Annotated in this window: 16 protein-coding genes and 1 riboswitch; of the genes, 2 read left to right on the forward strand and 14 right to left on the reverse strand. The window is 31.5% G+C overall.

Going from position 1 to position 21,172, the window contains the following annotated elements; all coding sequences use genetic code 11:
• Positions 1-102 precede the first annotated feature (102 nt).
• From C1I91_RS20545 to C1I91_RS20570, 6 genes are all read right to left on the reverse strand, one after another.
• Positions 103-792, reverse strand: coding sequence for a YjbE family putative metal transport protein (locus tag C1I91_RS20545; protein WP_164880608.1), 690 nt, complete (start codon positions 790-792; stop codon positions 103-105).
• Between the two features lie 105 nt (positions 793-897).
• Entirely contained in the window at positions 898-2,598 is a 1,701-nt protein-coding gene (locus C1I91_RS20550) for a glycosyltransferase 87 family protein (protein WP_128214553.1), read from the reverse strand.
• A gap of 304 nt (positions 2,599-2,902) precedes the next feature.
• Positions 2,903-3,799 (reverse strand): GGDEF domain-containing protein, encoded by an 897-nt coding sequence (locus C1I91_RS20555; protein WP_128214554.1) that lies wholly within the window; start codon positions 3,797-3,799, stop codon positions 2,903-2,905.
• A 172-nt stretch (positions 3,800-3,971) separates the two neighbouring features.
• Entirely contained in the window at positions 3,972-6,077 is a 2,106-nt protein-coding gene (locus C1I91_RS20560; protein ID WP_128214555.1) for a bifunctional diguanylate cyclase/phosphodiesterase, read from the reverse strand.
• 356 nt (positions 6,078-6,433) lie between these two features.
• The gene (locus tag C1I91_RS20565) at positions 6,434-8,638 is read right to left on the reverse strand and encodes an alpha-galactosidase (RefSeq protein WP_128214556.1); all 2,205 of its coding nucleotides are present in this window, start codon (positions 8,636-8,638) and stop codon (positions 6,434-6,436) included.
• A gap of 230 nt (positions 8,639-8,868) precedes the next feature.
• Positions 8,869-9,987 carry a helix-turn-helix domain-containing protein gene (locus C1I91_RS20570; RefSeq protein ID WP_128214557.1) on the reverse strand — a complete coding sequence of 373 codons (1,119 nt, stop codon included), beginning with the start codon at positions 9,985-9,987 and terminating at the stop codon, positions 8,869-8,871.
• 544 nt (positions 9,988-10,531) lie between these two features.
• Here C1I91_RS20570 and C1I91_RS20575 point away from each other — a divergent pair.
• Together C1I91_RS20575 and C1I91_RS20580 are read left to right on the forward strand one after the other, a co-directional pair.
• Complete coding sequence (locus C1I91_RS20575; protein ID WP_128214558.1) at positions 10,532-11,026, forward strand: RNA polymerase sigma factor; 495 nt, start codon at positions 10,532-10,534, stop codon at positions 11,024-11,026.
• Positions 11,019-12,395 (forward strand): serpin family protein, encoded by a 1,377-nt coding sequence (locus C1I91_RS20580; RefSeq protein WP_128214559.1) that lies wholly within the window; start codon positions 11,019-11,021, stop codon positions 12,393-12,395. The genes C1I91_RS20575 and C1I91_RS20580 overlap by 8 nt, the downstream gene beginning before the upstream one ends.
• 199 nt (positions 12,396-12,594) lie before the next feature.
• On the opposite strand, the gene C1I91_RS20585 is transcribed toward C1I91_RS20580, so the two are convergent.
• From C1I91_RS20585 to C1I91_RS20620, 8 genes are all read right to left on the reverse strand, one after another.
• The gene (locus C1I91_RS20585; protein ID WP_128214560.1) at positions 12,595-12,966 is read right to left on the reverse strand and encodes a hypothetical protein; all 372 of its coding nucleotides are present in this window, start codon (positions 12,964-12,966) and stop codon (positions 12,595-12,597) included.
• Between the two features lie 357 nt (positions 12,967-13,323).
• On the reverse strand, positions 13,324-14,058 hold the full coding sequence (locus C1I91_RS20590; protein ID WP_128214561.1) for an amino acid ABC transporter ATP-binding protein: 735 nt from the start codon (positions 14,056-14,058) through the stop codon (positions 13,324-13,326).
• Between the two features lie 17 nt (positions 14,059-14,075).
• Positions 14,076-14,849, reverse strand: coding sequence for an amino acid ABC transporter permease (locus tag C1I91_RS20595; RefSeq protein WP_128214562.1), 774 nt, complete (start codon positions 14,847-14,849; stop codon positions 14,076-14,078).
• Between the two features lie 67 nt (positions 14,850-14,916).
• Positions 14,917-15,750 carry a transporter substrate-binding domain-containing protein gene (locus C1I91_RS20600; RefSeq protein ID WP_128214563.1) on the reverse strand — a complete coding sequence of 278 codons (834 nt, stop codon included), beginning with the start codon at positions 15,748-15,750 and terminating at the stop codon, positions 14,917-14,919.
• Positions 15,751-15,935: 185 nt separating this feature from the next.
• Positions 15,936-16,119: riboswitch (Lysine riboswitch) on the reverse strand.
• Positions 16,120-16,445: 326 nt separating this feature from the next.
• Positions 16,446-17,168: an isoprenyl transferase gene (locus C1I91_RS20605; RefSeq protein ID WP_238475855.1), complete on the reverse strand. Its 723-nt coding sequence runs from the start codon at positions 17,166-17,168 to the stop codon at positions 16,446-16,448.
• Positions 17,169-17,750: 582 nt separating this feature from the next.
• Complete coding sequence (locus C1I91_RS20610; protein WP_128214565.1) at positions 17,751-18,200, reverse strand: NifB/NifX family molybdenum-iron cluster-binding protein; 450 nt, start codon at positions 18,198-18,200, stop codon at positions 17,751-17,753.
• 54 nt (positions 18,201-18,254) lie between these two features.
• Entirely contained in the window at positions 18,255-18,998 is a 744-nt protein-coding gene (locus tag C1I91_RS20615) for an alpha/beta hydrolase (protein ID WP_128214566.1), read from the reverse strand.
• A 528-nt stretch (positions 18,999-19,526) separates the two neighbouring features.
• Complete coding sequence (locus C1I91_RS20620) at positions 19,527-20,810, reverse strand: helix-turn-helix transcriptional regulator (RefSeq protein ID WP_164880609.1); 1,284 nt, start codon at positions 20,808-20,810, stop codon at positions 19,527-19,529.
• Positions 20,811-21,172 lie beyond the last annotated feature (362 nt).

A 21,172-nucleotide genomic window follows, 5' to 3' on the forward strand; every position in this document is an offset into this window, starting at 1 on the left:
TGTTTATAATACTAACACTTATTTATTAACTTACAAATCTCTAAATGTCAATATCCTATAAGAAGACTTAATGTGGTTAAATAACCTTATACTATGTTTATTTTATATATTCTCTAAGCCATATACCAATACAGCTAAAGCACATAGTATTGAGAATATTAAACCTAGAGCCGGATTGATGCTGCTAATTACCGCTGATATTAATTTATCGTCAAATATCATTTTTACTGCAGTGTAAACTAACAGTGCTGCACAAAGATAAATTATAATTGGGAACCGTCCCATCATATCAGCGATAAATTCGCTTCCCCAAAATATAATCGGCATACATACCATAAGTCCAAATACCACAAGCCCCATCTGCTGCCCTGTAATTTGCCCTGTATCTGTCATAGCAATTGCTACTATAGCTAGCACATTGTCAAGACTCATGCTGATATCTGCAACAGTTATTGATACTATTGCCTTAAAGAAACCACCAGTTTGTCTACTTTTTCCCTTCAAGCCTTCATGTTGCTCTTGGAGCATATTAAAGGTTATATATAAGAGTAAAATTGCACCTATTATATTTATATGTAACCATTCTAAGGTGTATAGATAGCCAATAATACCTACGAAAAATATTCTAAGAAAAAATGCTACACATACCCCCACAATGTTTGCTAGCTTGGCCTTTTTTTGCGGCAAATCTTTTATTGCCAGGGCAATTACTCCTACATTATCGCCAGATAAAACCAAATTAATAATGAAGATCTGTATTCCCTTTGATATGAGTTCAGAAAATGTGTACATCATAACCTCCAACCTTTAACAATATATAAGAAAGATAAATATTGTTTTCTTTAAATATACGCATAAGGCTTTTCTAAATATGCTATGAAATACACCTGTTTTATATTAATTTTCAGTACTAATAAAGCTACCTTTTGATTTTTTTCTGAATTTGCCAAACATAACTTTAATAACATATACAAAAAGTACTATATTTAACATTGAGACAAATATACCTAAAGGCTCACTTCCTCCTCTTCTTTCATTTCCTCCTAAGAAGTTAAATAAAATCAAATGAGTATTTAAATATACAGTAATGCTATACCCTAAAGCTATTAAAAGCATCCTCTTATCTCTAAATTGGATAAAGGCGAATATTGAAAGAATTATAGCTGGGAACAAATATCTCTCATGCATTCCCACTGAAAAAGTAAATACGCCAGCTATCTGTATCAAAGCTGCAACAAAAACATATTTTGATTCTCTTCCCTTATAGTATATATACCACGATAGCAATGTTGTCAGTACTATAAATAGCATTCCCCAGGTATGATAGTTCATAAATAGGAAGGTTGAGCTATCCTTCACGTAGTTTGCTCCCATTAGGTAAAAGAAATTAAATGCACTTACTGTTGCATAAGGATATTCAGATACAGTACTTGAATAAAGTTTAAAGATCCAAGTTATATCTCTGCCTGAAGTAAAAGGTGTTATTATTATTAGAGCTGTAACTATAGCCACGACTAATGAAACGGCAAAGTTTCTTATTTTCTTTTGCCTTACAAGCTCAAAGAAAAGCACTGGAAGAAAAATAATACCCTGAGGCTTCATAAGTACAGCTGCGGTAAATACCAAAGAAGACATAACTAGCTTGTTCTCTGACAATAAATAAAGTGCTATTACTATGATTAATGCAAATAAAGAGTCTACTTGTCCCCATACAGTAGAATTTATAAATACTGCAGGGTTAAATAGGTATATTATTGATACAATCAAACCTATCTCACTACTTATATACTTTTTGGATACCCTAAATATGAGATATGATGAAATAACATCAGCTATTATTGATGGCAGTTTTAAAAGCAATACATAGTACTTATTCAATACTGTTATCTTAGCTAAATTGCCTATGACATATAGTACATACATATAAAGAGGAGGATAGTCACTCATCCTAGTATTTGTATAGAAGTTAGTTAAGCTTGATGAAACAGATTGTGCCCAACCTTTAAATATGTTCATATCATTGTGTCCATATATTAAAAGTGCCAATGTAATTCTCAATAGAAGTCCTATGCCTAAAAATGATAATATTAGTATTTTTTCATTTTTAGGATTTATTAAAGCTTTCTTTCTTATTAAATAACAATAAAAACCAATAGCAACACATATAAAAACACCAGCATATGCATATAGGTATTTTGAATACCCTGTCCCCTCACTATTTTGACCCATTCTCATAAAATTTCCATTAGGTCTTTCTTGTCCTTGAGGATTGTTCTGCATACTGCTGTCAGATGAGCTTTGCATGCTACTATCATTTGTTGAATTAGAACTGGAACCGCTGCCATCAACTTGGTTATTATCAGAACTTTTATCATTCTGCCCAAAGTTTTGATTGCTATTTCCTCCCTCCTGCAATGCATTAGGTGGATTGCCCATATTACCACCACCTTGGCTTCCACCTCTATAGTTCATACCAAAACCAGCATTCTGATTATTGGTATTATTATAATTAATAACGGTATACCCACATACAAATATTGAAAATATAAGTGCTATAGCTAAAATAATCTTAATTATACTCTCCTTGTAAAATCTCACAATCACACATCCTCTCTAATAAAATATAATACTAATAAATTAACTCTTTATGTCAGCTCATTGAACCATATGATTACTGACAACTTAATTTCAACTGGTACTCTAACAGAGCCTAAAATTAAACTTGCCTTTTAGTTATTGCGACTATAAGCTTTGTTAGGTACTTATAATAAATCTATTTACAATATAGATTTTAATTAATAAATGTTGAACCAGTATCAAATTATAATGTGAAGTTTATGTGATAAGAAAATGTAAAAAAGCAGTAAAGGCTAATATATATATTAATCCTCCACTGCTTATATCAAAGTATTATTCTATTTCTTCCTGCATTTTTCGCATCGTAAAGCTTTTGGTCAGCGCATTTTAAAAACTGTTCTACGGTTATCTCTTTATCAGAGGTTGTACATATTCCAAAAGATGCTGTTATCTTTATGTTTTCTCCATTAAGCACAAAGTTTTTCTTCTCTATATTTGTCTTCATTCTTTCTGCTATAACTAGAGCAGCTTCTGCAGCTGCACCTGGAACACAAACTAGGAATTCCTCACCACCATATCTGCCTATCCAGTCTCTTTTATTTCTTATACAACTTTTTAGACTGTATGCGAACTCCCTTAAAACTTCATCTCCTGCTACATGTCCAAATTGGTCATTTACATTTTTAAAGTGATCTACATCCACCATTATTATGGATATAGGTTGTTTACTTTTATAGCATATATTCATATCTATAGGTAGCCTTTCATCTATAAACCTTCTGTTTGCAATCTCTGTCAAAGAATCCTTTATAGTGAGCTGCTTCATATCCTGAATTATATTATTAACCGTACAACCTTTGCCATCGAAACTATGTCCGTAAAAAAGAGTATCTGTAACCTCTTTTATCAACTCAACAATTAAGGTTTTATCCTCTAACTCCATTGGCATTACAGTAATTAAATAGGATTTATCATCTGAATTTTCTAGCTTCATGTATGTTTTATTATCTTTTAAGGCTCTTAAGGAAATACAATTTTTACATATCTGCTCATTCCCTATTTTGCTGAAGCAAGATCTGCCTTTTTCTATAAGCTTCCCTTCATCATACATTAGGACCTTTTTTGTTACCGGATCTACTATTCTTATAACATCATATAGTTTCTTAAGAATATCAATATTATCTCTAATAAGCTCTAAGTTTAACTCATCACCTATATTCATCTAACGAAATCACATCCATTCATCTTATGGCTTTATAAAAAGACTATGTTTAATAATATTGTTGAAATTAAGTGGTCATGAAGGAGATGCTATATGAGCGAGCAATTAGTGCAAGCTCATCTAAGCATCGGATGACTGACCACTTAATTTCAACATGGTACTTTAACAGAGGCTAAAACGAATCCTGTTTCATTGTAAAATAGCTTTCAACTTCCTTACTTTCTACTGGCCTACTAAACAAATAACCTTGCGCATAATCACAATGATTCTTTTTAAGAAAGTTAAGCTGTTTAATCGTTTCTACTCCTTCTGCCACTAGTTTTAATTCTAATCTATTTATAAGCTTAATAACGTAATGTATAATTGGCTCTTCTTCAATATTTGTTGTGGTCTTTATGAAACCTCTATCTAATTTAACAACATCAATTGGTAACTTTTTCAGATATGTCAGAGACGAATACCCTGTTCCAAAATCATCTAGGGCAATCTTTATCCCTGTTTTCTTTATCTGCTTTAAGTTATTTATAGCTAAATCTAAGTCTTCCATAAAGGCTGTTTCAGTAACCTCAAATTGTACATCATCGTAATTACAAGTAATCTCTTCTGTAAGATTCTTTATGTAACCTATAAACCCTTCGTTAACTACAGCTTTTCCAGAAATATTTACGGACATCTTAATATTATCATACCCTTTTTCTTCCCATTGCTTCTTCTGAATAAGTGCAGTTTTTAAAACCCATTTTTCTATATCGTAAATAAGTCCAGCTTCTTCGGCTAAAGGAATAAAATCAATAGGAGGGATCATTCCTTTTTCTGGGTGGTACCATCTTATAAGTGCCTCAACTCCGTTCACTTGACTATCATACAAATTTATTATTGGTTGATAATACAAGATAAATTGCTCATTGTCAATAGCTCGTCTTAAATCATTAACTAATTTTACTTGATTCAAATTCAATTCTTCCATCTCTGAATTATAAAAACAGTAATCATCTTTCATATTCTTTTTTACATAATACATGGCCATATCAGCATTTTTCATAAGCACTGATAAAGTTTCTCCATGGCCTGGATATAATGCAATTCCTGCACTAAAAGATATAAAGAATTCTTGCCCCTCTATCACCCATGGTTTTCTTAAGCATTGGATTAATTCCTTAACCTTACTCACCACTTGTTTCTTATCCTCTATATCGACAAAAACTATTGCAAATTCATCTCCACCAAGCCTTGCTATAATATTAGGCTGCTTAATTTTTTCTTTTAGTATTGTGGCTACATCTTTTAGCAGTTTATCTCCACACAAATGCCCCATTGTATCATTTATATTTTTAAAATTATCTATATCCATATAAACTAAAGCGAATCTTCTTTTATCCTCATTTGCTTCTTTTATTAGCTTTTCCAAACTGTCCTCAAGTAAAAATCTATTTGGCAGCTCTGTCAACATATCATAATACGCCATTGAATTCAACTTTTCGTTCATTTCTACATAAGTTGTTATATCCGCAAAGGAACCAGCTACTCTTATAACCTTACCCTCAGAATTTCTAATGCTCTTCCCTTTACTTAGCATCCATTTGTAACTACCGTCCTTGCATCTCATTTTAAATGTACTTTCATAGGCTGTATCACCTGACATAACATAATCGTTTATTCTACTTAAAGCCTGGGCCTTCGTATCTGGATGCAATAGTCTTATCCAATCTCTGATATCATTTTTAAGCTCATGGTCTTCAAACCCCAAATATTTTCTACACTTAGCTGAAAAATACCACTGATCATTTTCAACATCCCAATCCCATATACCACAGTCTGCACCTTCAACGGCTAGCTCATATCTCTGCTCACTGGTTTCAAGTGCATTACGATGCTTTTCCGATTCTATAAATTGCTCCTTTAAATCCTCTTGCAAAGCTACAAGTTCTTCATTTGCTGAACTCATAATTTCGTAGTTATCATGTATTTTTTCTAAAGCTCTCTTAAAAAGAGTAAGCTTAGTAAAAATAAGCGAATAAACTATTATCATGGTTATAGATACATAAAGCCACCCCTTAAACATAGCCAAAGTTTTAAAGGTATTTACATCCTTAGCAACCAAACTTAGAATCTCATCAGATGCTATTACCCATAACACTCCTACAATTCCATATATTAGCGTTATTTTTAATGCTTCCTTAGCCGGTTTAATATCGTAATCATACTTCAAATAATCAAGGAGTTTATCCTCATCTATAGTATTCGGTTTTAATAATTTACTTAAAAAGTTTAACAACATATCCCAACCCTCTTATTTAAATAATACGCATACAGATTTACATTTCAATTAGCTATATCTTAGGTACTTCACACATCAAAACTATACCAACTTTATCCATATTATTTTCAACATGATATTATCTTTATCTAATACTTATATTATCGACTTATAAGCCTGCTTCTTTATGTTTTTATAGCTAAAAGCAGAACTCTTTAATAACATTCCCCCTATTAAGTATTCGCCTTTATATTTAGTAGCTATAAATTAACAAAGTGCAAATCTTCTTATTATAAAAGATTTGCACTTATAGGTATTACTACTTATATTCTCATATTAAATATACTAAGTTACACCCGAAAAATACACTGAAGCTTCTAGGCTTTATCCAATACTTTAATCTTCCAAACAACACTCTGGTAATCTCCAAATAAAAACGGTATGGTAATTCCACTATACATCAGCTCATCTCCACCAAATACTCCGTCTATTCCATCTACTATATAATCTTTATTAGAATCTAATCCCTTAAGTCTCAGCTTCCTTATTGGTGCATCTGCCTCAGCAAGAATTCTAAAATAAGCTACAAAAGATTCACTTTTATCTTCTGAAACATACATCCAAGAAGTTTCATTTTTAGTATCTTCAAAAGGACTTATAAGTCTATACATATCACCAAATTGGACAAGTGTTCTTAACTCCTTATATTTTGCCACTTGAACTTTAACTTCTTCTTTTTCTTCTTCACTAAATCTTGTAAGATCAAGCTCATAGCCAAAGTTTCCAGACATGGCTACATCCCCTCTCATCTTAAGAGAAGTAATTCTTCCAACCTGATGGTTAGGAACTGCTGACACATGAGCTCCCATAGTGCTAGCTGGATAAACTATACTAGTGCCATATTGTATTTTAAGTCTTTCAACTGCGTCTGAATCATCGCTAGTCCATATCTGAGGCATGTAATATAGAATACCTGGATCAAACCTTCCCCCTCCACCAGAGCAGCCTTCAAACAGTACATCCTGAAAGTCTGTGGTTAGCTTATCCATAACTTTATATAAACCTAGCATATATCTATGTGCTGTTTCTCTTTGTCTATCAGCAGGAAGTAATGCTGATCCAACTTCCGTCATATTTCTATTCATATCCCATTTTACATAGCTTATAGGAGCATTTCTTAAAATATCTGAAATAGATTTTATTATATACTCACAAACATCCTCTCTTGATAGATCCAATATGAGCTGAGTTCTAGCAGTAGATCTAGTTCTATCAGGCACATGTAAACACCAATCAGGATGACTTCTGTATAAATCACTATCTGGTGAAACCATCTCAGGCTCAAACCATAATCCAAACTTCATATTTATTGCTTCAAGCTGTTTTCCTAGGTTAGCCAACCCTTTTGGAAGTTTGTTTTTATCAACCACCCAATCACCTAAGGAACAATTGTCGCTATTCCTTTTACCAAACCAGCCATCATCAAGCACAAATAGCTCTATACCAAGCTTCTTTCCTTCCTTTGCTATGTCAAGAAGCTTTTCTTCATTGAAATCAAAATAGGTACCTTCCCAGTTATTTATTAGCACTGGTCTTGCTTCATCTCTATACTTTCCTCTACAAAGTCTTGTTCTATATAGTTTATGATAAGTTCTAGACATAGACCCTATACCTTCTGAAGAATAAACCATCACTACTTCAGGCGTTTGAAACCCTTCACCAGGTTCTAATAACCATGCGAAATCAAAAGGATTTATTCCTATATTAACTCTAGTAGACTTGTACATATTAATCTCAGCTTGAGCCAAAAAGTTACCACTATATACTAAGCTTAAACCATAAGCTTCACCTTTGTCTTCTGTACAGTCTTGGCTTAACAAGGCAATAAAAGGGTTATGCTCGTGACTACTAGAACCTCTTCTACTCTCTATAGAGTGGATTCCTGGTGTAAGTTTTTCTCGTATAATATGTCTCTCCCTTGCCCAGGAACCATTTAGATGCAAGAAATCAAAATCCTCTCTTATAAAGTCCACACTCATACTCAAAGCCCTAAGAAGCTTAAGCTTATTTTCTCCTTCATTTTTCAAGTATACGCTTCTAGTTATTACATTTAACTTCTCAAGAACCGTATATAAAAGATATACCTTAAGCCCTATTACTTTATCATATAAAACTATCTCTAAGGATTCTGCTTCATCATCACTTTCAGTATAAGTTGCAGGTAGTCCTTGAAGCTTTGGTTTTCCTTTAAAAATTCTATGTTCTTCGTACCTTAAATCTGTTATTGTGGTGCCATTTTCCAACTGCAATTGATATGCTGGTGTACGAAAATCCGTGTTTCCATATGCAGGATACTCTTGAGGCAGTGTATCTAAGGAAAAAACTTTGTCACTATCCTCTGGATTGGCAGAAAAAGAGGTTCTTCCCCTTAAGACTAAAAGCTCTTCCGCATTTACATTTCTTAGCTTTTTCCCCCAATATAGATGGGCTAGATATCCATCCTTTACGATTTGCATCACATAGCTTGTATCCAAAGCTTTAAGATGAAAAGTTTTATTATTCTCATTATATGTTATTCCCATAAGTTTTCTTTCCTTTCGAAGTAATCGTCAATGACCCTTTAATTTACTTAAATATAACTTATAGATGTACCACTTCATACTATAACTTGTATTTTCAAATTGAAGTGCTACATCCTTACTACTTATCCCTATAATATATTTTAGCAAAGCAGTTGTAAAACGTATACAATGAGAATTTATAAATTATAGATAGAAATTTATAGATGTATATAAATCTCTATCTATTCAAACTATAGTTCTTTCTTCAAGGAATTTTCTTTTAATTCCTTTATTCTATTAATCACTCTTAAAAATTCTTCATTTTCTTTGATAGGATTAAAGCTTTCATCTTCCAAAGTAATAAGAATGGTATCAAATAAATTCAGAGTTATGGTTTCACTTTGATTTTTTACCATCTCATTAAAACACCATACAGATTGAAACTCTGGATACTTGTTTATATCATCTTCTCCAATATCTTCAACCATATTGTTCAGCATATGTATGGCCTTTTCCTTCTCTCCAAACTTCATATATATACTAGCATAGAGCAAATAATTATTATATAAGATCAATGCCTTTCTTCCTTCTGGCATAAAAGCCTTTTTTATATCTATAGCCAGGTCAAGGTATTTTTCAACCATACTTAAATCTTTGCTTTCCTCATAATAGGAATCAGAAAGGGCAGAGCATATTAATGATAGCATCCATATATTTTGAAAAAGCATACTTTGAAGCATTTTTCTTGCCTTCTTAAATTCACCTTTCCTTATATAAATATTTGCAAGCAGCTGATCTGGATTCAACTCACTTTTCTTAATCTTGCCTAAAACTTCAATAGCCTTATCATCTTGTCCTAAACTAGAATACTCAGCGCCTAGGCAAAACAACGCTTCTTCTACAAGCTTTTGGTCATTGCAACTGTTAACAATATCTTCAAGTAAGCTCACAGACTTCTTTAACATCTCCTCTATTCCTTCTTCACTGCCTTTTTTAAAGGAATATACTTGAAATAGAAAAGCTATCCTCATCTTTAAGAAGTAGCTATTAGGATATTTATCAACATACTCCTGGCTAAGCTCTATAGCTTTATCAATCTCATCCCCACTAAATAAAATCTCGCACTCTTTATATAGTGACATGACTTCATCTTTAGACAGTTCCGCCTTGTAATTTAGAAGTTCATCTATAGTTATATTAAAAAATGATGCTAATACAGGTAGCAAGGTTATGTCTGGATATGATGTTCCACTTTCCCACTTTGATACCGCGGCAGTAGATACACCAACAAAACATGAAAGCTGCTCCTGAGTAATCCCTCTTTCCTTTCTCATTTTATAAATAACTTCTCCGATTTTTATCTTGTCCATAGTCATCCTCACCTTCAATATATATTAACCATCTTTTGCTACATAAATACTTTTTAGATATAATTAAACTACTATGGTACTTAATACTAATAAAAACTTCTACTTTTAAGCAACACATTCATAAGTATAGTATAAATTAACTTACAGCTTATCCCAATGGATTTATAGTTAATAAATAAATAAAAACTTAACCCACAGTTAAGTTATCTACTCTTTAGGAATCCTCAACCAAGGCCAAAGTGCCCATAATACATAATAAAAAAGCCTGTCTTTTGCATAGGAAATTATAGTTTATAATCCCACTGAAACCGGCTTGTTTCCTATAAATTCTTAACTTGTTATATTGTTAAATTTATAAATTGTTATATTCTTATATTTTTATATTTATCAGGTTAAAATTAAGTGATTATGAATGAGATATTATATACAAATATTATTTTAAAATTGTAGTTTTTAAAAATTTATAGATAAAAAGTATTTTTTTTCTTTTCCTTGAAACTTTTTTACGCTATCAATCGTGTATATATTGAAAGGGGGTTAGTGCATGACTAAAAAATCGCAGTATGATTGCGATTACTGCTCTTACGTTGTTGAAACCCATGGTAATACGGTTTATAAAATATGCAAGCTTTACTTAAAAAGTGAGGCCGATGTAGAGGATGTATTTCAACAGGTTTTCTTAACTTTAATTGAAAAGAAGCCTAGTTTTAAGGATAGTGAACATGAGAAGGCTTGGCTTATTAAAGTTGCCTCAAATAAATGTAAGGACTTTTTAAAGAACTATTGGAATAAAAATACCATTTCTATTGAAAATGTTGATTCTCCTATAGAAGAAAACAGCTCAAATGAAGTTATTACAGCAGTAGCTGCTTTGGATAATAATTATAAGCTCGTAATCTTTATGTACTATTACCAGGGATATTCAACTTCAGAGATATCAGAAATTCTTAAAGTTAAAGAAGCTACTATTCGCACTAGATTGAAGCGTGCGAGGGAAAAGCTTAAAGAAAAGTTGGAGGTTGATTACTTTTATGAGTGAAAAATTTAAAAAGGATTTAGACAATATTAACCTTAGTGATGATTTAAAAAATAGGACTATAGCAAAGATGCAAAGTTCTTTAAAGGAAAAGAAAAAAACTATTATCTTCCTCAGAAGATCATTCTTACTGCCAGTTACATCTTTTTTCCTTATAGCTATAATATTCACATTTTTTATTTTCAAAGGGCCCTTTAACAACACAGTAAAAGCTGAAGACTTGCTTCAGGGAATTAAAGCCGATAAAGTTGAGACAAAAAGTACTTTTTCAAAAGAATTCTTAGATTCTGCTTCAAGCTTTTCTTTTTCTATGTTTAAACAGCTTTCAAAGGAGAAAAATGCTCTATACTCACCAACTTCCCTTTATCTTGCCCTTGGAACTGTACTTAACGGAACTGACGGCGATACAAAGACACAGCTTTTAAAAGCATTATCTAAGTATGGCTTAACTGAAAATGACATCAATCTCTACAACAAAAACTTAATTGCAGACCTTTCAAAAGATAAAAAGGTACTAAATATCTCAAATTCCATATGGTATGACGATAAGTTTGCTATAAATAAAGATTTTCTTAAAGCCACTAAAACTTACTATAATACTAGCGCCTACAAGCTTGATCTACAAAAAGCTGATACCGTAGAAACTATGAACAAATGGGTAAGTAACTCAACTAATAATAAGATTAATAAGATAGTTGATAATATAGATCACAACACAACTATGCTTCTTTTTTCAAGCGTATACTTCGACAATCAATGGAAACATGCTTTTCCAAAAGAAAACACACATAAAGGAAACTTCCTTGCAGGTAACAACTCAGCTATAGAAACAGATTTTATGAGTGAAGAAAACATAGTTCGAAATTTATCAAATAGCGTTGAGCAGATAGTTGCACTTCCTTATAAAGATGACAATTTTTCCTTTGTAGCAATGATGCCAAAAGATAATACTGATATAAGAACTTATATCGCAAACCTTGACGACGATGTCATAACCAGTAAAATTAATAGTTTGAAATCTAGTGAGGTTACTGTTAATCTACCGAAATTCAAAGTAGAATTTGGAAAGGAACTAAATAATGAATTATCCTCATTAGGCATTAAAGACCTTTTTGATGCAGGTAAAGCAAATCTCAACAAAATGAGTGAAGATAAGGAAGGTCTATTTGTAAAAAAAATCACACAAAATAGTTATCTAAGCTTAGATGAAAACGGAACAAAGGCAGCTTCTGTAACCAAAGTTGAAATAACTAAATCTGCAATCCTATCTAATTTAATTACCTTTAATCACCCTTTCGTCTATGCTATTGTAGACAATCATACCAACCTTCCAATATTTATGGGAGTCATGGATGATCCAAGTGGCAAGTAATTTTTTGTCCATATGCTTTATCTAAACCTAAGTGAAGAAATCATGGCAGGTGCTACAATTTTTATTCTTTCAATAAAATCGGTATTTAAGCCTTCAAATTACACTCATCACTACTTTATCCAAAATATAATTTCCCAAGGAATAAAAAATCCTGTAGCTACTCTCCCTTAGCTACAGGATTTTTAATGTATCTTTAAATTTATATTTTTTTAAATCTCATAGCAGCCCAAATTTCATCCAATGCAACACTGCTGCAAGCGATATAATCTTTTTCTGGCGTCAAGGCAAATAGTATATCCCTATTTACATCATATTTATTCTTTCTATCAGACTTAGGATAAGAAATCCAAAGAGCTCCTCCATCCTCAAGTTTTGATATAGCTTCGTCAATTCTATCTTCGTAATCTTTTTTTGAGCTTATAAATAAATGTACAAAACCATATTTATCCTTCTCTGAAAAGTTTACAAAATCTTGTTCTGCTGCCATATCAATATAAGCTTCAGGTGCATATAGATACACTCCTGAAGTGCCCTCTTTCAATCTCATCTTTTTATAAACTGTACTTTCCATAATGTTAACTCCTGTTTTGTGTTTTTAATAATATTAGCTTTAAGTATATCCTATATATTCTTTCGCATAAAGATGTTATACTCAAAACTAAAGCTATTTTAAAAGCTCCTATAGTTACTGAGGAAAGCTTTCCTACTAGATAATATCAGTATAAATATTATATATATTTCCTAAATATTTATGCTGTTTTTAAGTATAGTTTCTCCTAATCCTTTAAAAAAGGTAAAAGCTATGAAAACACTTCATAGCCTCTACTTTTTTACTATTATATTTTATCCCAAGTTTAACAAATTATTTAAACTAACAACATCTTAATTTTACGCTATATTTAATAATATTGTTGAACTTAACAAAGCCTTACTTTAAAGTACGCTTTAAGAATTCTCTTGTACGTTCTTGAGTTGGCTTCTTAAATATTTGCTCTGGAGTTCCTTCTTCTGCAATAACGCCCTTATCCATGAATACTACTCTATCAGATACCTCTTCTGCAAAGCCCATTTCATGAGTTACTATAAGCATTGTAAGTCCGCTATCCGCAAGCTCCTTCATAACCTTTAGAACTTCTCCTACCATTTCTGGATCAAGAGCTGAAGTTGGTTCATCGAACAGCATTACATCAGGTTCCATGGAAAGAGCTCTAGCTATAGCAACACGTTGTCTTTGACCACCCGAAAGCTGCTTTGGCTTGGCATTGATATACTGTTCCATACCAACAACCTTTAAATACTTTCTAGCAACAGCTTCTGCTTCTGCTTTTGAACGCTTTAATACCTTAACCTGTCCTACGACACAATTGCTTAATACATTGTGATTATTGAATAGATTAAAAGACTGAAATACCATTCCAAGCTTTGTACGGTATGCATAGATGTCATGCTTGTCATCTAATATATTTTCACCTTTATATATTATTTCTCCACCAGTTGGTTTTTCTAGCAGATTGACACAACGAAGAAGGGTTGATTTTCCTGATCCTGAAGATCCTATGATACATACCACTTCTCCTTTTCTTACTGAAAAGTCTATGTCCTTTAATACTTCATGAGTTCCAAAGGATTTACTCAAGTGTTTTATTTCAATTACATTTTCCATACTATTCCCTCCTTCGTTTAATATGTGTTAACTTGATTTTTTCTAGCTATATCCTCAGGAGTTTCTACCTGCATCTGATTAGCATACATGATATAGTTATCTGGTCCATCAAGCTTTCTCTCTATTAATCTTAATATTCTTGTTACTGTAAAGGTCATTACAAAGTAAAGCACACTGGCTACAAAGAATGACTCAAAGTATCTAAAGTTGTTTCCTGCTACTGATTTTGTCTGGAAATAAAGTTCTGTTACTGAAATAACATTAAGTACTGAAGTATCTTTTATGTTGATTACAAATTCATTACCTGTAGCTGGCAATATATTACGTACTGCTTGAGGTAATATAACATTTATCATAGTTTGAAAATGTGTCATACCTATAGCATCAGCAGCTTCGAATTGTCCTTTGTCTATAGAAACAATACCACCACGAATTATTTCTGACATATATGCTCCAGTATTTATTGAAACTATAAGAACCGCTGCAAAAAGTCTGTCCATATTTATATCAAAAGCTAATGCAGCCCCATAGTAAATTACCATTGCTTGTACTATCATTGGAGTTCCACGGAATAATTCAATATAAACAAAAAGTATTGCATTTACAAGCTTAAGGAAATATCTTTTAATACCCTTTTCAGGCATTGGTACAGTTCTTATAACTCCAACTAATAACCCTATTACAAAACCTATTATAGTACCAGTCAATGCAACTAAAAGTGTAATACCAGCACCTCTTAGAAACATCTGCCAGTTATCTGAAACAATTTTAATTATCCAATCTAAACTCATTTTCTTCCTCCTTCAATTATTAAACCGAATGCGGTAAACTACATTCGGTTTATTACATAATCAAAAACTATTTTGCTGCAGGTTGATTCTTTATAGCAGTATCCATTATTGTCTTTCTTTCATCTTCTGAAATACCTGCTAAAGTTTTATTTATCTTATCCTTCAAGTCGCTATTTTTAACAATTCCTACTGCTACCGAAGTATCCTCATCTGAAGTTTTAAATCCTGTCTTAAACTCTACCATCTTATATTTTGAGTTGGCAGTTTGAGCACTTACACCTTCTGGACGTTCTGATACATACCCATCAATTATGCCTGATTCTAGAGCAACTCTCATTGCTGGGAAGTTATCCATAGCTGGTTGTTTTTGAACTCCATTAATTTGATCAATCACTGTATAGTGGAAGGTATTTAACTGTGCTGTTATTTTTGCTCCTTTAAAATCTTGTATAGATGTAGCATCGTCAAACTTTCCGCCTTTTTTAACAACCATAACTAAGTTTGATTTGTAGTAGTTGTTAGTAAAATCTATTGTCTTCATACGTTCTGCTGTTGGAGACATACCTGCTATGATAGCATCTATCTTTCCAGAAGTTAATGCTGGCACAAGTCCATCCCATTCTGTTTTAACTACAACTAGTTGTTTTCCTAAGTCCTTAGCTATTTTCTTTGCAATTTCTATATCGTATCCACCTGCATATTCTGAACTTCCATCAATTTTAACAGCTCCATTAGAGTCATCTTTTTGAGTCCAGTTAAAAGGTGCATATGCTGCTTCCAAACCTATTTTAAAAGTACCGCCATTTGCTGATTTATCAGCACTTGCCTTTGTTCCACATCCTGTAAAAATCGTAGTTGCTGCAATAGTCATTGCTATTAATAATGATAATTTTTTCTTCATCTTAAAATCTCCTTTTTAATTTTTTCTACTGTAGAGCCTTTAACTTGTCCTAAATTTGAACAATAATTCTAATTAAATATAATTTAAATTTGAAATTATAACGGTTTAATTGAATAAAAAAAAGACCTGAGATGAGCTCAGGTCTTAATAAACATAATTAGCCTAATGCCCCCTTCTTTTTCCCAAAATGAGATAGCACAACTCAATAAACCGGGATGTTTATTGAGACAGTCCTGCAATTCTTAACTGCAGACCCAGCAAATAATACTGAGATATATTATAAGCTTCGGCGACATTTCCTTCTCTTAGGTTTCTTAGCTCTCTCTAGCTCCACCTAAAACTATTAAATATCGCGCCTCTACCCCACTGATAAAAAGTGAGGCCTTATTAAATTCTATAAACAGTGTACAACAGGATAATCTAGCTGTCAATATTTATTGACAAACTACCAAATATTATCATTCATTATGATAAATTTGATAAATAGCACTATAAAATTATCTATTTGCCAATTATTAACCTTTCAAATAACAAATACTAATAATATTCATATATAAATTATAAAAAACATATATGTAATTATTGTAATTTACTATATATGCACTACTTCATATTAAAACTTATATTTTTAAACTCTCTTCTCATAAGACAGAAGAGCTTTAGTTTGATAGATTCCATTTTGAAGTAGTATGTCTTTAGCCTATAATCAGACTTCTATTATAACTATTAACTGCCTGCTTCAAATGTTTGCAAGTAAAATCAGGCCAACAGTCATCAGTATACCAAAGCTGAGCTTTTGCAGCCTGCCACAGTAGAAAGTTACTTATTCTTTTCTCTCCACTGGTTCTAATAATCAAATCTACATCTGGTAAACCTGCTGTTAGCATATAACTACTAACCAGGCTCTCATTTATTCCATCTAAGCTAATATTATCTGAATTTACATCATCAACAATTTTCTTTATAGCATCGGTTATCTCTATTCTACTTCCATAATTTAATGCTATATTTAGTATTAATCCTGAGTTATTCATTGTTGCATTTTCTGTTTTCCTTATTTCCTTTAATAATTCCTTTGAAAGCTTATCTGTAAATCCTATATGTCTTACCTTTACATTGTTATCAGCTTCTTTTCTTAATTTAATAAAAAAATCTTTGAACAGATTCATTAAAAAACTAACTTCTTCCTCAGTCCTATTCCAGTTTTCAGTAGAGAAAGCATAGAAGGTAAGAACTTCTACCCCCATTTCCACGCAAGCTTTTGTAATTTTCTCAATTGGTTTTGTACCAGCTTTATGACCAAAAGTTCTATTCAAGCCTTTCTTTCTTGCCCATCTTCCATTACCATCACAAATTATCGCTATATGTCTAGGTACCTTATTTTCATGCCTATTTCGCAATTCATTTACCAAACTCAAGATGACATTCTTCCTTTCTTTATAAAATTCTCTTTAAGTTAAGGCTATTATTGGATTATAGATACAATATAAAGACTGTTTAAAGAGTTCCTATATTGAAACTTCATTTATATTTGCTCGAAAATTCCCTATTCTTTGGTTTTTCTGGTATATTAGGAACTCTATAATATATGCAAATATCTGCGACTTTATTTAAGCTAAAATTACATATATTTACATATAATTTTAACCTTTTATTCCATTTATTTCAAGCAATTAGTGAAATAATATCAATTTTTCAACTAACACTTATTGCTCACTTGCGGTTATTAAGTTATATTGTCTTTCTATGCTTCAACGAAAATTTTTCTATAAGTTGCCCTTCTATTTAGATTACATAAAAAATCAAGTTTCTACACATAATTTTATCTGTATACCACTTAGTAAAGAATATAAAAAAGTCACTGAAGTGCCCATTCTTCAAGGACTTTTTTGCGCATCTGCCTTTCAGAATGTATATGTGGAAAATCTGGCAGGCGAATATAATTTCTTTTTTTACTGTTCACCCTAAATACCTACCCTAAAAGCTTAATATCACTAGGTTTAGCTAACAAAATTTTTCCTATACAGTAAAAAATAATAGGCATATGAATTTTTAGAAATGCATATGCCTATTATTTTTAATTGAATTTGTAGATACTTTTCAGAATGCTTTTTATGATTACTACAAACCATATTCTTATCTTCAAGGGAGCCATCAATATATTGTTGGAGCACATCTATATATCTTCCTGAGGCCCCTCTTATTAGCTCAAAGCCTTTTTCCTTTATGGCATTTATCGCTCCTTGGCCAATGCCATTAGCTATTACAGCTTCAACACCTTCATGTACAAATAAGTTTACTAATCCATCATGATTATGTACCAATTCTTCTGTAGATACCACTTCAATATCTACTATCTTTTTTTCCTCTATGGTAGCAAAAGCAAATCTTTCACTTCTTCCGAAATGGGAGTTTATAATATCACCATTTACTGGTAAGGCTATCTTCATTTATATTCCTTCTTTCTTTTTGTCATCTATATAAAATATAATACTCAAGTAAGTCTAAATTTTCAAATTAATATTAATATCACTCATTAACCATAGAATTGCCTTTTCAAATCTTTCTACTATCTCAGTAAAATGTCCTCCATTATTATATTGCAATTTAATATTATCATTACTTGTTAGCTGCTCCTTTAAGCTATAGTAGTTTTTCTCTGTACACTCTCCTACTGTAGCCATTCTTGCATTTCTACTATTACTTTCCTTTAATCCTAAAGACAAATATACTTTTGCATCTTTATTTACTGGTGTATTGGAACAAACGAAATCTCTCCACCCATCATACCATAAAGATCCTGATAAACTTCCTATTCTACCAAAACAATCACAGCTATACAGAGTATATAAAGCCGCAAGCCCTGCTAAGGAATACCCTATTAAAGCTGTGCTTTCAGGTTCTCTTATAGTTCTGTAGCTCTTATCTATAAATAACTTTATTGTACCAGTTAAAATTTTAATATATCTATCAGCCTCTCCTTTAAATTCCTCTCCACTTTTATTAAGGGGTGGTGAAACCCAAGGAGTGTAATCTGCTCCCCAATCATTAGACTTTACATTAACCATAATGAAAGGCTTATATTGTAAGGAAAAGTGAGGCTCTATTGCTTGTGCTATATCAATAATATTATCAGCACCATTTATATATAAAACAGCATAATGAAAATTGCTTGTATTATATTCTGGTGGAAGATATACATTAACTTCATAGCCCTCAATATTATAGTTTTCTATGGTAAATCTCATATGTTTACTCCTAACTGTTGTAATAATAAATAAAATCCCTTTTTTATTTTAAATCTTATCATAAATATAAGCCTTACTATTACTATATTCAATAATATTTATACATCTACCTTTTCAAATGCATATATGTAAAGCCTGGCAGACTATATGATTTTACTTTTTACTGTTCCCACTAAATAGTTACTCTAACCCCTTTATATTACTAGGTTTAACTATCATTTTTTTGTATAACTAGTCTTAACAATAAAATAGGCTAGTAAGTCTATCTTACTAACCCATGGTATAAAAACTTTTACCTCATTTCGGCTGGATCTTCAGTATTTATGTTTATCATCCCGTGTCCATTTGATCCTACATTAAAATTAACGCTTCCTAATATAGGAACAGATAAAGCAATTGTTAGAAAAGCACTAAAAATGATTTTGGGTAATTTTGATTTCATTAATACACCTCATTAACATCATATATTAATATTGTATCACATCTTCAGAACTTTTCCATATTTTTCTAATAATTCAACTTAAAAAGTTACACTTCAATAAGTATATTTGATAACTTATGTAAAGTTTTTATAGCTTGTTCATTCTTCTTTTGTTTCACAAATGTCTCTGCAAGCTTACTTAAAGCATAATTCCTTCCTTCGCTAATCTCGTGTTCCTCTAAAAAGTTAATAAAACTTATAATGGTATATTCTAGTTTTTCTAAGTCTTGAGACAACTCCAAAGCTTTTATAAGCTCCATATAATTTTGTATAAGTGATAAGAAGTTTTTATACTGCTCCGCCAAGCTTATGGCTAGCTCAAAAAGCATAATACTCTGATCATAATGCCCTTGTTTTAAAAATAATCTTGCTTTAGTATTTAAAACATTTGAGAGAGTAGTCTTGTCTACCTTGTTCTTTATCTTCTGAGAATAGCTAATGTATTTTAGTGATTCTTCAAAATTATCTGAATCACAATAAAATAAAGCCAGATTATTATATACCACTCCCATAAGATTGCTCTCTTTATCTTCTGCTGAAGCTATAATATCAATATATTCTTTAAGCACCTCATCTTTTTTCCCCATATTATAGAGCATATTAGCTTTTAGTACTTTTGCATTTATTATAACGTCTTCAGTTACAGGGATATTTGAGGTAAATATATTCTTTTCTAACAATTCTATGCATTCTTCATACTTTTTTAGATATGAATAAGCTAGTGCCAAGTTGAAACTAGCTTTTAAAAAATAGTTAGTATCATTTTCTTCCTTGGCATACACTATAGCTTGGTTATAATAAAATATAGCCTCTTCATGCTCACTCCTCTTCGCTTTGCAAATTCCCAAAGAGTTATAAATATATAATTGCTCTTTAATATTCTTCAATTCCTTATATTTGCCTAGGCAATTACTATAGTTGATAAAAGCATCTATAAAGTTAGCCTCTAGAAAATATTTATCTGCATTAAGTTTATATATTTCAGCAAGAATATCATCTAACTCAAATTCCTTTGCTATTTCTATAAGCTCTTCCAGCTGCTCATGAGTATTATCTTTTAGAAGCTCATTATTACAATAAAATCTAGCATCCTCCTGTGGTTTTCTATAAAAGTACTCATCGTCTAGGCTTATATCTACTCCAAATTCAATTGCCTTAGCGTTAAACTTACTTGTTAGAATTTTAGAACTAGCCTTACTTACATTTCTCTTGCCACTTTCCATCATGCTTATAAAAGCTCTGGTCATATTTGCATCTTCTAGATCTGCCTGATTCATATTAAATCTTTTTCGCATAAGCCTTATTTTTTCGTTAGGATTGTAAAAATTCAAACCTAGCCCCCCTTTTTTGTGTACTATCATTTAATTCACAAATCTATTTATAATTATAATTGTTGCACTAGAAAAAAACATCAACAATTTAAGTTTAATGTTAATAAATCTCAAATACAACTACTAATTCAATTTAATTCCATAATTTAATTATTTTCTAAGCATTTTGCTTTAAAAATGTAGCACATAAATCCTAAAAATAGTTTCAAAACCTCTCTGGATTTTTACAGAGAAATTTCAAGCCCTCTTCTAGGAAACTATAAAATCTTTCTTTGAACTGGTAATATCTATATATATTTAAAATATGTTATTTCCGCAAATATTAGAAGTTAATGAAAAAAGACATTCCTAAAATGAATTTT

This window comes from Clostridium manihotivorum (assembly GCF_004015185.1).
Classification (GTDB): Bacteria; Bacillota; Clostridia; order Clostridiales; family Clostridiaceae; genus Clostridium_AR; species Clostridium_AR manihotivorum.

What these genes read in the sequence shown, in the direction of transcription:
- C1I91_RS20545 (WP_164880608.1), bottom strand. Translation starts at nt 792, where the DNA reads ATGTACACATTTTCTGAACTCATATCAAAGGGAATACAGATCTTCATT.
- C1I91_RS20555 (WP_128214554.1), bottom strand. Translation starts at nt 3,799, where the DNA reads ATGAATATAGGTGATGAGTTAAACTTAGAGCTTATTAGAGATAATATT.
- C1I91_RS20560 (WP_128214555.1), bottom strand. Translation starts at nt 6,077, where the DNA reads ATGTTGTTAAACTTTTTAAGTAAATTATTAAAACCGAATACTATAGAT.
- C1I91_RS20565 (WP_128214556.1), bottom strand. Translation starts at nt 8,638, where the DNA reads ATGGGAATAACATATAATGAGAATAATAAAACTTTTCATCTTAAAGCT.
- C1I91_RS20570 (WP_128214557.1), bottom strand. Translation starts at nt 9,987, where the DNA reads ATGGACAAGATAAAAATCGGAGAAGTTATTTATAAAATGAGAAAGGAA.
- C1I91_RS20575 (WP_128214558.1), top strand. Translation starts at nt 10,532, where the DNA reads ATGACTAAAAAATCGCAGTATGATTGCGATTACTGCTCTTACGTTGTT.
- C1I91_RS20580 (WP_128214559.1), top strand. Translation starts at nt 11,019, where the DNA reads ATGAGTGAAAAATTTAAAAAGGATTTAGACAATATTAACCTTAGTGAT.
- C1I91_RS20585 (WP_128214560.1), bottom strand. Translation starts at nt 12,966, where the DNA reads ATGGAAAGTACAGTTTATAAAAAGATGAGATTGAAAGAGGGCACTTCA.
- C1I91_RS20590 (WP_128214561.1), bottom strand. Translation starts at nt 14,058, where the DNA reads ATGGAAAATGTAATTGAAATAAAACACTTGAGTAAATCCTTTGGAACT.
- C1I91_RS20595 (WP_128214562.1), bottom strand. Translation starts at nt 14,849, where the DNA reads ATGAGTTTAGATTGGATAATTAAAATTGTTTCAGATAACTGGCAGATG.
- C1I91_RS20600 (WP_128214563.1), bottom strand. Translation starts at nt 15,750, where the DNA reads ATGAAGAAAAAATTATCATTATTAATAGCAATGACTATTGCAGCAACT.
- C1I91_RS20610 (WP_128214565.1), bottom strand. Translation starts at nt 18,200, where the DNA reads ATGAAGATAGCCTTACCAGTAAATGGTGATATTATAAACTCCCATTTC.
- C1I91_RS20615 (WP_128214566.1), bottom strand. Translation starts at nt 18,998, where the DNA reads ATGAGATTTACCATAGAAAACTATAATATTGAGGGCTATGAAGTTAAT.